This is a genomic window from Microcoleus sp. EPA2, assembly GCA_020882975.1.
Classification (GTDB): Bacteria; Cyanobacteriota; Cyanobacteriia; order Cyanobacteriales; family Microcoleaceae; genus Microcoleus.
The window spans coordinates 18,350-33,956 of record JAHRFD010000024.1; the positions used below are offsets into that span (position 1 = coordinate 18,350).

General features: G+C 42.9%; 8 protein-coding genes and 1 pseudogene. All 9 read left to right on the forward strand.

Translation table 11 applies throughout. From position 1 onward, the window contains the following. The first annotated feature begins 226 nt into the window (after positions 1 to 226). Complete coding sequence (locus tag AAFP14_RS19425) at positions 227 to 5,407, forward strand: PAS domain S-box protein (protein ID WP_341733856.1); 5,181 nt, start codon at positions 227 to 229, stop codon at positions 5,405 to 5,407. A 265-nt stretch (positions 5,408 to 5,672) separates the two neighbouring features. Next, positions 5,673 to 5,900: a hypothetical protein gene (locus AAFP14_RS19430; RefSeq protein ID WP_341733857.1), complete on the forward strand. Its 228-nt coding sequence runs from the start codon at positions 5,673 to 5,675 to the stop codon at positions 5,898 to 5,900. A 310-nt stretch (positions 5,901 to 6,210) separates the two neighbouring features. Then, positions 6,211 to 7,314: an amino acid ABC transporter substrate-binding protein gene (locus AAFP14_RS19435; protein ID WP_341733858.1), complete on the forward strand. Its 1,104-nt coding sequence runs from the start codon at positions 6,211 to 6,213 to the stop codon at positions 7,312 to 7,314. A gap of 258 nt (positions 7,315 to 7,572) precedes the next feature. After that, complete coding sequence (locus AAFP14_RS19440; RefSeq protein WP_341733859.1) at positions 7,573 to 8,733, forward strand: amino acid ABC transporter permease; 1,161 nt, start codon at positions 7,573 to 7,575, stop codon at positions 8,731 to 8,733. 50 nt (positions 8,734 to 8,783) lie between these two features. After that, complete coding sequence (locus AAFP14_RS19445; protein ID WP_341733860.1) at positions 8,784 to 9,305, forward strand: DUF29 family protein; 522 nt, start codon at positions 8,784 to 8,786, stop codon at positions 9,303 to 9,305. A gap of 90 nt (positions 9,306 to 9,395) precedes the next feature. Next, the gene (locus tag AAFP14_RS19450) at positions 9,396 to 10,595 is read left to right on the forward strand and encodes an amino acid ABC transporter permease (RefSeq protein ID WP_341733861.1); all 1,200 of its coding nucleotides are present in this window, start codon (positions 9,396 to 9,398) and stop codon (positions 10,593 to 10,595) included. A 153-nt stretch (positions 10,596 to 10,748) separates the two neighbouring features. Next, the gene (locus AAFP14_RS19455) at positions 10,749 to 11,501 is read left to right on the forward strand and encodes an amino acid ABC transporter ATP-binding protein (RefSeq protein ID WP_341733862.1); all 753 of its coding nucleotides are present in this window, start codon (positions 10,749 to 10,751) and stop codon (positions 11,499 to 11,501) included. Positions 11,502 to 11,648: 147 nt separating this feature from the next. Next, complete coding sequence (gene uvrC / locus AAFP14_RS19460; RefSeq protein ID WP_341733863.1) at positions 11,649 to 13,688, forward strand: excinuclease ABC subunit UvrC; 2,040 nt, start codon at positions 11,649 to 11,651, stop codon at positions 13,686 to 13,688. Positions 13,689 to 13,785: 97 nt separating this feature from the next. After that, a pseudogene (locus tag AAFP14_RS19465) lies at positions 13,786 to 15,607 on the forward strand (hypothetical protein); the annotation flags it as partial.

Sequence of the window (15,607 nt, forward strand, 5' to 3'; positions counted from 1 at the left end):
GGCTGAGGATAAAAATAAGTTAGAAGGAAAATGCCAGAACATCAATGCTTTGAGCACTGCAAAACCTCCTAACTGCCTTGGGGTTTGCTATACTGTTTTTTTTAAAGGTAGAATGCAGGATAAGTATCAAAAATTTGTATTGTTGTCAAATATATTTAACCATTTTTGTTGAAAAAAATTTGATAATCAATCAACATAACATCAGCAAATCGGTGTAATCAGCACTATGCAAATCCTAGCCGCCAGCCTCAAAGCAAAAGTCCGCCAGCGTACCTTGGAAGTGCAAGTTTTTAAGGAACTGAGTGCTAAAGTGCAATTAGCTTTCAGTGTTGAGGAAATTTGGTCTGCTGGTATGGAATATCTAGGGCGCTTGATTCCCACAGAAGCGATCGCTATTTTGACCCATTTGGACGATCGCATCTACTGTCAAAACTCAGCGCCGTTAACTGAAGCGACAAAATTGGAAATTGAGTCTCGCTTGCTGGAGGCTCGTACTCAATGGCTGGGAGGAAATCGGGATTGGGCGCACCATCTGGAACACCCCCCAATTGTTGAGTTGAAATCTGTGTTGATGGCTCCGGTGATGCTCGATGAAAGCACAGAATTTTTGGGAGTGTTGTTCATCGGTGCAGTGGCGGCGAAGGTTTTTGATTTCGATCGCCTGTGCTTGCTCCATACGACTGCTCACATCTGTTCCCAAGCATGGGTGAATTTATCATCTAAACAGCAAAAATTAGAGGTATCAGCTACTCAGAATTTTCCCCTAGATTTGTCCTCACAAAATCAACAACTATTGCTGCGAGGTTTGATTGACGCTATCCCGGACCGAGTTTTTGCCAAAGATCGAAATTTTAGATACATTTTAGTCAATCAAAGTTTTGCTGAATACTTAGGCAAAACCGTTCCAGAGATTATTGGCAAAGATGATATCGAATTAGGATTTTCGGAAACAGTAGTGTTTGGCGATCGCGATGGCGGAATTAGAGGCTGGCGCGAAGAAGATCGAGCCGTACTCGCTGGGGAGAAAATTCACAATCCTGACAGCCCGATCGCCTTTACTAACGGCAAACATCACATCTTTGACACCCAAAAACTGCCTGTGTATGATGCTGCGGGAAATGTATTCGCAATTTTGGGTTTTTCTCGCGAGATTACACAATCCTCCATAACAGATACAGCTAGACGTGAAAGCCAAGCCCAAATACAAAAAATTACGGCTAATATACCAGGTACGGTGTATCAAGTGGATTTGCATCCCGATGGCTCCCTGGCTTTCTCTTTTTTGAGTGCAGGTTGTCTAGACTTGTATGAAATTGAACCTCTTGCTGCTCAGCAAGATATTCAGATAATTGTTGACTTAATTCATCCTGAAGATCGAGATGAATTTGTCAATTCTGTACTCCTGGCTGCTGAAAATTTGCAGCCTTGGCGCTGGGAAGGCAGAATTGTCACCCCCTCTGGAAAACTTAAATGGATTCGAGGGGATGCACATCCTGAAATGCAAGAGTCTGGGGCTGTGCTTTATTATGGTTTGTTCCTGGATGTGAGCGGACAAAAACAAGCTGAATTGAAGCTGCAACTATATCAAGAAATATTTTTAAAATCCCACGATGCGATCGCGATTATCGACCCCCAAGGATATTATTGGGAAAGAAATCTAGCTCACACGGCTTTGCTGGGCTACAGCGAATCAGCATTGGAACGAGAAACGCCCGCAGTCCACCTAGGAGAAGACACCTTTGCATCGGTTCTCCAAAGCTTAGCTCTCACCGGAAGCTATCGAGGTGAAATTACCTGTTTTAAGGCTGTGGAAGCTGGAACTGTGGAGGTGGAACTTTCGGCTTTTTCTGTGGTAAATGAAGCTAACAATGTAGTTTGTTATGTGACAGTTAACAGAGATATCACTGAACGCAAGCGGGATGAGGAAAAGCTCAAACTTTACCGAGAAATATTTTTAAACTCCAACGATGCGATCGTGATTATTGATGCTGATGGTTTTTTTATAGAACAAAATTGCGCTCACCAATCTCTCCTAGAATATACCGATGACGAATTAGAAACAAAAACACCTCGGCAGATTACCGGGGAGCGATTTGGGGAAATTGCCAAAAGTTTAAGTAACAATGGAAGTTTTAGGGGTGAAACTACTAATTTAACTAAAAATGGAAGAATTTTGGCGATGGATGTAGCTGCATATTCTGTCATTAATGATGGTGGCGATGTCATTTGTCATGTTTGTGTCAAACGCGACATTACTGAACGGAAAAGAGCAGAAGAAGAACGCCAAAAATTTGTTTCGCTTATTGAAAACAGCAGCGATTTTATCGCCATGGCTACCCTGGAAGGCCAAACATTGTTTGTCAACGAAGCTGGACGGCGACTGGTGGGTTTGGAAAATATTTCTCAAGCTCTCTATACAGAAATTTGGGATTATATTGGTTCCGGTTTTCAACAGAAGTTTATTCAAGAGATTTTGCCCAAAATTCGCACTCAGGGACAGTGGCAAGGAGAAGGCATACTGCAACACTTACATAGCGGTAAACGCTTTGATGCTTTGATGAACGTTTTTCTGGTGAAACACCCGAAAAACAGAGAGCCACTGTGCTTTGCGACGGTAATTCGCGATGTCACTGAACGCAAGAAAGCCGAAAGAATGCTCCGGGAACAAGCAGAACAGGAACGGTTGGTTTCGGCGGTGGCTCAGCGGGTTCGGCAGTCTCTCAACCTCACTCAAACTCTTAACACGGCTGTCCAAGAAGTTCGACAATTACTAGCAACTGACCGCACTGTAATTTACCGTTTTGAATCAAATAAAACCGGGGTGGTGGTGGTTGAATCCGTCGGCAATGATTGGATGCCAATGCTGGGCAGAAAGCTTCAAGACAATTGTTTTGGTGAGAGTTACAAAGCGATGTACATGGCTGGAAAAATTCAAGCTATTGAAGATATTTATCAGGCAGAATTGACTGAAACTCATCGGGCTTTTTTAGCTACTTTGCAAGTAAGGGCTAATTTAGTTGTCCCGATTTTTATCGCTGATGAAAATCAGGAGTTAACCACGCAAGTCTTTTCTAAAAATCCCCAGACTGGCTTGCAGGAAGGGATTTTAGAAACGAGTCAAAATCGATTGTGGGGATTGCTGGTTGCTCACCAGTGCAGCGATTGTCGCGCTTGGACTGCTTCGGAGGTGGATTTGTTGGGGAGATTGAGCGTACAGTTGGCGATCGCCATTCAGCAATCTACTCTGTTTGAACAAGCCCAACAAGCACGGGAAGCTGCACTAGAAGCGTCTCGGATGAAGTCGCTATTTTTAGCCAATATGAGTCACGAAATTCGGACTCCCATGAATGGGGTGATGGGAATGACTGATTTGCTATTGAAAACTCATCTGACTCCCGAACAAATTGACTTTATGCAGACATTGAAAGTTAGTGGTCAAAATCTGCTGTCAATCATTAATGATATTCTTGACCTCTCGAAACTGGAAGCTGGAGAAATGCGCTTGGAAACTATAGGATTTAATGTCAGTATCTGTCTAGAGGAAGTCTTGGAGTTGTTGGCAACTCCTGCACAACAAAAAGGTATAGAATTGGTCGCTTTGATTGACAGAGATGTACCGTTACAAATTAGAGGTGATGCGGTAAGGTTGCGTCAAATTCTTACTAATTTGGTAAATAATGCTATTAAATTTACCGAGGGAGGAGCAGTCATAATTGAGGTATCTATTTCGAGTCAGAAAGGTTTATTGACAACCATAATCCCCCAAAAAACTGAGGAGAGACAACCGTTAGTTTTGGGAATAGAAAGGGAACAATATTTGATATTTAAAATTAAAGATAGTGGGATTGGGATTTATCCAGAAGATCAGAAAAAACTATTTCAATCTTTTACTCAAGTTGATGCTTCTACTACTAGAAAGTATGGAGGTACTGGTTTGGGACTGGCAATTTGCAAACAGTTGGTGGAGTTGAGTGGGGGTGAAATTGGTGTCGAAAGTACCCCCGGTGCTGGTTCGACTTTTTGGTTTAGTTTACCGGCTATTAAGGAGATGGTAACTCCTACGGCGACGGCTGCCGAAGTGAATTTGCAAAAAATGCTGGCGGGTAAAAAAATATTAGTGGCTAGCGATAATTCGCCGGTGCGAGAAATGCTGCGGAGAATGGCTGTGGTTTGGGGAATGGAAGTTCAGGAAGCTGATAGTGGCTGGATGGCGATCGCCTCTTTGTACAAAGCTATCAGCCAAAATAGCCCCATTGATATTGCTTTGGTTGATATTCAGTTACCAGAAATGGTCCGAGGAAGTCTGGAACGTTTAATTATTTCTGAGTCAGCAATGCAGCAAACTAAGTGGGTAGTTTTGACTTCTGTGGTTCAGATAGAAGAGGCACAACGCTTATTGAATGCAGGTTTTAGTGGTTACTTAATTAAACCTGTCAAAACTCATCGGGTGTTGGAGTGTTTGGTAAAGGCGATCGCTCCTGATGCGGTAATCAAGGAAGAGGAGGCAAATTCCACAACCACAGGTACTGTTGATGGAGAATTAGTTGCTAACCAACAAGAGTTAGCTAACTTGAAGATTTTGTTAGTTGAAGATACTCCGATTAATCAAAAAGTTTGTCTGAATCAACTGAAAGTTTTGGGAGGTGCTGCGGATGTGGCTAATAACGGCGAAGAGGCTTTATCTATGGTGGCGATCGAGAAGTATGATATTGTGTTAATGGATTGTCAAATGCCAGTTTTAGATGGTTATGAAGCTACTGCTCGATTGCGTCGCCTCGAAGCGGCTGCCATTGCTTCTGGTGAGATGCAGCCACACCAACAGACAGTGGTGATTGCGATGACTGCCAATGCTTTGAAGGGCGATCGAGAAAAGTGTCTGGCCGCTGGCATGGATGATTATATCAGCAAGCCGATTTCGATGGACAAGTTAAAAGCTGTACTAGAAAAATGGTCTACACATTTAAGAATTAAGTATCAAATATCTAATATTGACAATTCACCGACTTCTGCTGAGGAGCTAAAAACAGATATCAAACTCGATCTAGAATCTTTAGTAGATGTCGAACATTTGCACGAAATTACTGGGGCTGATTTAGAGTTTGAACGGGAGATTTTACAAGCTTTTGTGGTTGATACTAGCAATTATTTAGAATCTGCTAAACAAGCCCTCGCTGCGGGAAATGCCGAAGCTCTAGGGCGCTATGCTCACCAAATTAAGGGTGTCAGCGCTACGGCTGCGGTACGGTTAATGCCTGAGATTGCTGCCCAACTTCAACGTCGCGCCGAATCACAGCCAGAGGATTTGGCAGGCTCTGCTTCCCTGATTGCTCAGCTAGAGGTGATTCTGGCTGGTTTTCAAAACCTCAGTGGTAGTCAATGGACTTTAGATATTAAATCTGAGATTTGACAATCTATCCTCAAGGGGGAGTTTATGTAAACTTTTTTAAAGTTTAATCAATATTTTTATTTCTATGTGAAGAGATTTGAAACTCTTATAACGTCTTGTGTGTTGTAGCGCTGGACACTACTATTTTCAGTTATTGTGGTGAAATATAAAATAATCATTAAGTCGATGGCTCTTAAGGTGCTTTTCGTCTGTCGGCTCAAAATACCAAGACCAGCTTCTCGTTATGCCCGCCCATCTAAGGGGTATTCACCCTCAAGGAGATTTTATGACTCCAGTCATGTTACGTCAACTCTGGTCACTAATTGAAACCACCCAAGCCACTCTGTTGGTGACTTTGGATGATGCCACCTTGGTACAGTGGTTACTCAAACAGTTGAAGATGAACTCTGCGCTCAATGGTAAAGAAGCAGATGTGTTAGATGAGTACATCCAGTCTCGGCTTTCTCTCATCCGCGATTTGGCAGAGCAGCGACTAGCGCCTGAGCTATTGTGATCCTGTTGAATCGGGATCGTATAAATATTACACGGGAAAGGGGGCGATCGCTCCTCAAGCCAAAAAAATCACCAGCGGGTTGTCCATAGGCTGGCGCTGTGCAATTCCGGGCGCAAACAGCCGATTCTGAAGCGGGAATTTTCAGTGATAGCAAATCCCGGTGATGCACCCCTTTTTTGGTCGATTGCTAATCCCCCTCTCCACCTCGATAAATAGGGGTTTTTAGCGCAAATTTAGTAGGAGGTGCGATCGACCACAGTTATCGTCAGCGACAAGGTAGGATTGTCAGGAAAGCGTTCTACTAAAACCTATGCGTAAATGGAAATTTCTGTTGTGGGCAACAATGTTAATGGTATTACCATTGACAGCTTGTAGGGATCGATCGCTACAAACAGGACAAACACCACAAACTGGACAAGCGGCACAAACAAGTGCTACCGAAGGTAAATCGCAACAAGGCTCAAGTCGGATAGATACAATCCTCAGTCGCGGCAAACTAATTTGTGGCGTCAGTGGCCAACTACCGGGTTTTAGCTTTGTAGATGAAAAGGGCAAATACTCAGGATTAGATGTAGATATATGCAGGGCGATCGCCGCAGCAATATTTGACGATCCAGAAAAAGTTGAGTACCGCAATCTCAATGCTAAAGAAAGATTTACAGTTTTGCAAGCGGGGGAAATAGACATTCTCAGTCGCAACACTACCTACACCGTCAGTCGCGACAGCACCACCGGGCTCGAATTTTCCCCTGTCATCTTTTATGACTCTCAAAGCATCATGGTCAAAAAAGACAGCGGTATTAAGAGCTTAAAAGATTTTGCAGGTAAATCGATCTGCGTCCAAACAGGTACCAGTACCGAACAAAACTTGTCCGACCAAATGCGAAAATTGGGAGTTAAATACACTCCCGTCGTTTTTGAAGATGTGAATGCTACCTTTGCTACCTATCAAGAAGGTAGATGTCAGGGAGTCACAGCCGATAGATCGCAACTTGTCTCCAAACGCACCACTCTACCCAATTCCGAAAACAACGTGATTTTGCCAGAAGTGATGTCAAAAGAACCTTTAGCCCCAGCCGTAAAAAGTGGCGATCCTAAATGGTCAGATGCGGTAAGATGGATCATTTTTGCAGCGATAGAAGCGGAAGATTTGGGAATTAATTCGACAAATGTAGACCAAATTGTAGCCAGCAGTACAGACCCCAACGTCAAACGTTTGCTAGGAAAAGAAGGAGATTTGGGTAAAGGTTTAGGACTCCCGAACGATTACGCCGCTCGCATTGTGAAAAAAGTCGGAAATTATGGCGAAATGTACGATCGCAATATCGGGCCCAAAAGTACACTCAAACTAGACCGGGGTCAAAACAAACTCTGGAAAGATGGAGGTTTGATGTACTCGCCACCGTTCCGCTAATTTTTGTCAGTTATTGGTTAGTTGTTAGTTGTTATTGGTTAGTTGTTAGTTGTTATTGGTTATTGGTTATTTGTTATTAGTCAGCAGTCATTAGGGATTGGTAAAATCACTAACCACTATCAACTATCAACAAACAACCAATAACCAATCAACCTTCGACTACGCCAGCGACGCAACAAATAACCAATAACCAATAACAAACAACCAATAACAAACAACCAATAACAAACAACCAATAACAAATAACTAATAACTAATATGATTAAACTGCTTAGAGACGATCGGTTTTGGAAAATTGCTGGACAGGCGATCGCCCTAATTTTAGTAATAGTTGTCGGTGCAATTTTCTGGGACAATCTCAGCGCCAATTATTCACAACTAGGCATCGCCTTCGGATTTGACTTCCTCAATTCCCAAGCATCCTTTGATATTGGTGAAAAAGTAATTGCTTACAATCCCGAAAATAGTTATAAACAAGCTTATCTTGTCGGTTTGGTTAACTCATTGCGAGTGATGGTAATTGGTATAGTTCTAGCAACCATTGCAGGTTTGACTGTAGGAATCTCGCGGCTTTCTGACAACTGGTTGCTGCGAAGTTTAGCAGGATTATATGTAGAAATTATCCGCAATACACCGTTGTTGCTGCAATTATTTTTTTGGTATTTTGCAGTGTTCATTTCGCTACCAAAGCTGGAAGAAAACCAGCAGATGAGCGGCCCACTATATTTGACAAATCGCGGTATTGCAGTCCCTTGGCTGGCGACTTTGCCCGGTTTTGAAATTTGGTTGATTTTGCTAACTGTCGGAGTTTTGGCGGCGGCTTTTCTGTGGCAGTGGCGCGCCCGCGTTATGATAGAACAAGCGCAGCCAGGAAGACAGTTGCTTTGGGCATTAGGTGCGATCGCTCTGAGTGCAATCTCAGCTTTGATTATTACCAAAAATCTGCCTTTTCGCTTAGATGTTCCCCGCCTCACACCAGAATTGCAACTGGAAGGAGGATTGAAATTAACTCCAGAATTTGCAGCCCTAGTTACAGGACTCAGCTTGTATACTGGCAGTTACATTGCCGAAATTGTCCGCGCCGGAATTCAATCAGTCCCAAGAGGGCAGATGGAAGCAGCGAAGTCTTTGGGATTGAAATCTGGAACCATCATGCGGTTGGTAATTTTGCCTCAAGCTTTGCGGGTAATTATTCCGCCGTTAACCAGCCAGTATTTAAATTTAGCTAAGAATTCTAGTTTAGCAGTGGCGATCGCCTATCCCGACGTTTACTTTGTGGTGGCTTCCCCAACCCTGAATCAAACCGGAAGGGCGATCGAAGCCATGTTAATTATCATGGTAACATATCTCACTATTAGCTTAATCATTTCTCTATTTATGAATTGGTACAATCAAACTGTACAACTCAAGGAAAGATAACGAGTTTAAATTGAAATTATTTTACTGGGAATCCAAGGAGAGTGGGTCGAATGACACAAGAATTAATCGCTCTTAGATCTAGCATATTGGCAGGAAGGTATACAGATGCTTTGGCAATTGTCGATGAGTTAGATGGCATGAGCAAACAAGCAATTTTGCGTCAAATCCAATCTTTTTTAAATGTTTTGCTGATTCACTTGATTAAAAATCAAGTTGAACAGCGATTAACAGGATCTTGGGCAAGTTTGATTCGGAATTCAATTAGAGAAATTAAAAAGGTAAACATTAAAGATAATCGAACATCTTATTATATCAATTCTGATGAATGGGAGAATTTCATAGAAGAGGAGGTGATTGAGGATGCGATTGCAGAGGCTGCGGAGGAAGTATTCAACGGTGATTATACTCAATTTCAACTTGCAGAAATGATGGATAGAAACCTGATTATTCAGACTGCTGTGAAGTTATTGAACTTGACTTATATCCATTCGGCAAAAGATTTACCAGCAGTGTTAGCCGAGTATTTAAGTCAGTTACCTGGTGGGGAAGATTGGATAAATCGGCGAAAATAAGTTTTTTTTCCGTGGCGATTTCCCATCGCGTCTACATAAACAAAACCCGCCGAAAGCCGCTTAACACAATATAGGATTGAAAAACGCTATATGGAAACTCTCCCCGTATTGCCGCCCCCAGCCAGTGAATCGCCCACTCCGGGAAATTGGGCGCGCAAAAATCTATTCAGCACCTGGTACAACAGCATTTTGACAGTAATTTGTCTGATTGTTAGTTTCCAAGTCATTACCGGAATTATCGTTTGGGTAACTACAAAAGCTCAATGGCGGGTATTAGAAGCTAATTTGCCACTATTTTTTGTAGGCAGATTTCCTAGCGAATCCTATTGGCGGCTGTGGATAGTAACCGGAATAATTACTTTACTAGCAGGCTTAACTTGGGGAAACATTCAGCGCCAAGAAAAACTGTGGAATCCACCATTATTGATTTTACTCGGTGCTGGGGTTGTCGGCGCGGTAATTTCCCCGATCGACCTTACCTCCCGCCTCTACTTGCTAGGCAATATTATCATAGCCGCTGCCAGCTATTTTGTGGGTAGACAAATTCCCCCCAAAATCATGGGTTGGATGCCCGCAGTTTGGGCTCTTTCATTCCCAGTAATTTTGTGGTTAATTAAAGGCGGTTTAGGCTTGACAGAAGTCTCGACAAATGATTGGGGCGGTTTAGTATTGACACTGTTTTTAGCAGTAATTAGTATAGTGCTTTCTTTTCCTATCGGAGTATTGCTAGCCCTCGGCAGACAAAGCTCTTTACCAGTTGTGAAACTTTTATCCACATTATACATTGAAATTATTCGGGGTTTGCCGTTAATTGGCATTTTGTTTTTAGGTCAAGTCATGCTGCAACTCTTCTTGCCACCAGAATATCCCAAATTAGATAGAGTCATTAGAGCCATTGCTGGATTAACATTATTTAGTGCAGCATACTTAGCTGAAAACGTGCGTGGCGGTTTGCAGGCAGTACCCAGAGGACAAATAGAAGCAGCAAGGGCGATCGGGCTAAATACACCTTTACTCACACTCTTAATTGTACTCCCTCAAGCATTGCGAACAGTCATTCCGGCGATCGGCGGACAATTCATCGGATTATTCATGGACACATCCCTACTTTCGCTATTCGGAATGTTAGAATTAATTGGCATATCCCGCGCAGTTTTAGCAAATCCATCCTACATTGGCAGGTACGCCGAAGTTTACATATTCATAGGCATTATTTATTGGGTATTTTGTTACTCAATGTCTCTAGCCAGCCGCAAAATAGAGCGAAGTTTAGGAGTAGGTCAAAGGTAAAAAGTCATTAGTCATTAGTCATTAGTCATTAGTCATTAGTTGTTTGTGATTAGTCAGTCAACAGTTAACAGTCAACAGTCATGAGACTATTTGTAAAATTGAACACCTATCGGCGTTCACCAGCATTAATCAGCAGTTAATCAATAAAAAAATATGCAAACTAAACAAACAAGCTCAGAAAAAGTAATCGTAGCAGAAAGCGTCCACAAATGGTACGGACAATTTCACGTACTGCGCGGCGTCAGCATGAACGTCAACCGAGGCGAAGTCGTCGTCGTCATGGGTCCATCCGGTTCGGGAAAATCCACATTTATTCGCACCTTTAACGCCTTAGAAGAATACCAACAAGGTAAAATTACGATCGACGGTATCGAACTTTCCCACGATTTACGCAACATCGAAACAATTCGCCGGGAAGTAGGAATGGTATTTCAGCAATTCAACCTGTTTCCCCATCTATCAGTATTGCAAAACGTCATGCTAGCGCCCGTCTGGGTACGCCGCTGGCCGAAGAAAAAAGCTGAAGAAATAGCCATGCAACTGTTAGAAAGAGTCGGTATTTTGTCGCAAGCACAAAAATATCCGGGACAACTTTCTGGAGGACAACAGCAGCGGGTAGCAATTGCCCGTTCTTTGGCGATGCAGCCTAAAATCATGCTGTTTGATGAACCGACATCAGCATTAGATCCAGAAATGGTACGAGAAGTTTTAGATGTGATGCGAAATTTAGCTAAAACAGGAATTACAATGGTAGTGGTGACTCACGAAGTCGGGTTTGCCCGTGAAGTTGCCGATCGCATTGTGTTAATGGATGGCGGAGTTTTAGTCGAAGAAGCAGACCCAGAAGAGTTTTTTCAGAATCCCAAAGAAGAACGTACCCGGAAGTTTTTATCTCAGATATTATAAATTGGGCATCGCGCATCGGGGATTAGGCATTGGGAATAGGACATCGATCTCAAATTAACGTACCAACAATATTCCGTCAGGGGTTGAAACCCCTACCTCAAAGTTAAATTCCTATTAAGATAACTAAGAACCAATAACTAATAACTAATGATTTCAAAAACTCTGCCGCTAGTTAAAGATGCAGAACGCTTGGAAAGCCGGCTCAAAGAAATTCCGGCAGTTCCCGGTGTATATTTAATGCGAGATGAGAGCGATCGCATCCTTTATATCGGCAAATCAAAAAAACTCAGAAACCGCGTCCGTTCCTATTTTCGCGACAGCCAAAATCTTAGTCCCCGCATCGCCATGATGGTGCAACAAGTCCGCGAAATAGAATTCATCGCCACCGATACAGAAGCCGAAGCTTTAGCATTAGAAGCAAACCTTGTCAAGCAACACCAACCCTACTTTAATGTCCTCCTCAAAGATGATAAAAAATATCCCTATTTGTGCATAACTTGGTCAGAAGAATACCCGCGCATTTTCATCACCCGCAAACGCCGCGCAGGTAATGCCAAAGACCGCTACTACGGCCCCTACGTCGATACCGGCGCGCTGCGGAGTACGCTGCATTTAATCAAGCGGATTTTCCCCCTGCGACAGCGCCCTCAACCGCTCTTTAAAGACCGTCCTTGTTTAAACTACGATATCGGCCGCTGCGTCGGCGTTTGTCAAGGGTTAATATCTGCCGAAGATTATCGCAAAATCATCCAGAAAGTAGCGATGATTTTTCAGGGAAGGACTCAGGAATTAGTGGATCTACTGGAACCACAAATGGAACAAGCAGCCGCAGATTTAAACTTTGAAGTGGCGGCACGAATTCGAGATCAAATTAAAGGTTTACAGTCTTTGAGCGCAGGTCAAAAAGTATCTTTACCTGATGATACTGTTTCCAGAGATGCGATCGCCCTGGCCGCCGACACCCAGCACGCTTGCATTCAACTATTCCAAATTCGTGCCGGTCAATTAGTCGGAAGATTGGGATTTATGGCGGAGATTCCTTCCCAACCCGCCCTTGCAAACGGAGGGCAAGAGTTGTTTCAATCTTCTCTTTCCTCCCCCCCTTACCAAGGGGGGGAACGAGGGGGGGTAGAAGCTGGAGCAATTTTGCAGCGGGTATTGGAGGAACACTATCAAAACGTCGAATCTGTAGAAATTCCTAGCGAAATTTCAGTGCAATATGACTTACCAGAAGGAGAAATCCTAGCAGATTGGTTGAGCAACCGCAAGGGGCGAAAAGTGACGATTTTGACACCCCAGCGGCAAACCAAAGCAGAGTTAATTGAGATGGTAGAACGTAATGCTGAGTATGAATTGGCAAGAATGCAAAGATTGAGCGATCGCAATTCTCAAGCCATGCAAGATTTAGCAGAAATTCTCGATTTGCCAGAAATTCCGCATCGGATAGAAGGTTATGATATTTCTCACATTCAAGGTTCTGATGCGGTAGCTTCCCGCGTCGTATTTATTGACGGTTTACCCGCCAATCAACACTACCGCCACTACAAAATTAAAAATCCTGAAATTAAATCAGGTCATTCGGACGATTTTGCTAGTTTAGCAGAAGTTCTTGGTCGCCGCTTTCGAGGCAAGAAGGAATCCCCTCCCAAGGGAAGGATGGAAGCAGAACCCACCCCTACCCCCACCCCCACCAAGGGAGGATTGAATAAGGAAGAAATAAGTAATTTATCTACAGTTGATAATGAGATTGTTGACAAACCAGACTTAATAATGATAGATGGAGGGAAAGGTCAACTTTCAGCAGTTGTAGCAGTTTTGCGAGAGATGAATTTGCTAGAAGAGTTGCGCGTTGTGAGTTTAGCAAAGCAGCGAGAAGAGATATTTCTGCCTGGGGAATCTTTGCCCCTGCCCACCGATCCCGAACAGCCTGGGGTACAATTATTACGTCGGGTGCGAGATGAAGCGCACAGATTTGCAGTCAGTTTTCACAGAGAACAAAGAAGTGGGAGAATGAAGCGATCGCGACTTGATGAAATTTCCGGTTTGGGACACCACCGACAAAAACAATTATTAGCGCATTTTCGGTCGATCGACTATCTGCGCTTAGCTACACCCCAACAATTGACGGAAGTACCTGGAATTGGTCCCCGTCTAGCACAACAAATTTACGATTATTTTCACCCCTAAATTTTCCCAACAACCATAAAATTACCTTAGAGCCCCGACTTCTTAAACAAGTTGGGGTTTTTGATATTCTATTTTCACCAATCCGATCCGGATTTAAGTGCAACTCAAACGTATGGGGCAAAAAGCAACCGATAATCAACAAATAGCTTTAAATTCCTGCGTCTTACCCATGAATTCTAAAACTTATACCAAAACCTTTAATCACCAAAAACAATCCGATCCGCCGATGCTATGGATAGTTGCAATTTTAGGGTCTGTTTTTTTACATGGACTGGCTTTCTGGATCTTACGCCTGAGTATAATTCGCGCTGAGATTGTACCAAAAAGTCCATCCGCTGCTGTCAATTTAATTGAAATTACCCCATCTCAAAAATCTCCTGAACCCAAAAAGCCAGCCAATATAAATAAAGCACAAACTTCCCCCCCAATCTCAAAGCAAATACTTACAAAAAAATCAATCATGGTCGCTAAGGATGTACCTAAAAAAATCTACCCATCCACCCCCACTGCTTTAAGATCGGGAAAAATTCCCAAAAATCAAGAAAAACTTACCGCAACTACCCCAGCCAAACGCAATAATTTAAAACTTATCAAAACTCCCAATCCCTTAAAAAAATATCCAGCCGTTACTGCTGTTATAACCTTAAAAAATAAGCAGGTAAAACAGTCAGTAAGTAGGCAGTATTCCGTTAAAATACCCTTAAAGAAATCACAAATGGCGATCGAGGCTGTGGTGGCTGCAAAGTCCCAAACCAAATCAATTGCTGTTGTGGCTAAACCGGAAATTAAATCCCAATCCAAACCCAAATCTAGTGCTGCTGTAGCTAAAACCACAATCAAGCCCCAGTCACCAACCCAATCAAGTGCTGCTGTGGCTAAAACCACAATCAAGCCTCAATCCAAACCCAAATCTAGTGCTGCTGTAGCTAAAACCACAATCAAGCCCCAGTCACCAACCCAATCAATTGCTGCTGTGGCTAAAACTAGAATGAAAGCCCTGTCACAAACCCAATCAAGTGTTGCTGTAGCTAAACCGGGAATTAAAGTTCAGTCAAAACCTTCATCAATTGTTCCAATGTCTAAGATTGCAATTAAATTCAACTCAAAACCTCAATCAATTGTGGCGGCAAATCAACCTAATGTTGAATATTATTTAACCAGACAATCCAGATTTACCTCTAAAAATAATCAGAGACTAACTCAAAATTTAAAAATTTCAAAAAATGCCACACCTATTAAAAACCTACCTCAAATATCTCAATTAGCGAGGGTTCCAAAACCAATTGGAAAGCAACCAAAACCCCAATCAATAGTTACTCAAAAGCCTGTAATTGGAAAGCAACCAAAACCCCAATCAATAGTTACTCAAAAGCCTATAGTTGAAACCCAGCCCCAACCCCAATCAATAGTTACTCAAAAGCCTGTAATTGAAACCCGGCCCCAACCCCAATCAATAGTCACTCAAAAGCCTATAGTTGAAACCCGGCCCCAACCCCAATCAATAACTGCTCCTACAACTGTACAGGATGAAATTCCACCATCAATAGTCGATCGCGCTCCTGTTGTTCAGGAGCGATCGACACCACCAGAATCAACAGTTTCTCAAGAGCCTATTGCTATTGTTCAGCCACCGCAAATAGCCACACCACCAATTTCTCCCGAACCAAATTCACAACCGATTGAGAAACCACCAATTTCTCCCGAACCAAATTCACAACCGATTGAGAAACCACCAATTTCTCCCGAACCAAATTCACAACCGATTGAGAAACCACCAATTTCTCCCGAACCAAATTCACAACCGATTGAGAAACCACCTATTTCTCCCGAATCTAATTCACAACCGATTGAGAAACCACCTATTTCTCCCGAATCTAATTCACAACCGATTGAGAAACCACCTATTTCTCCCGAATCTA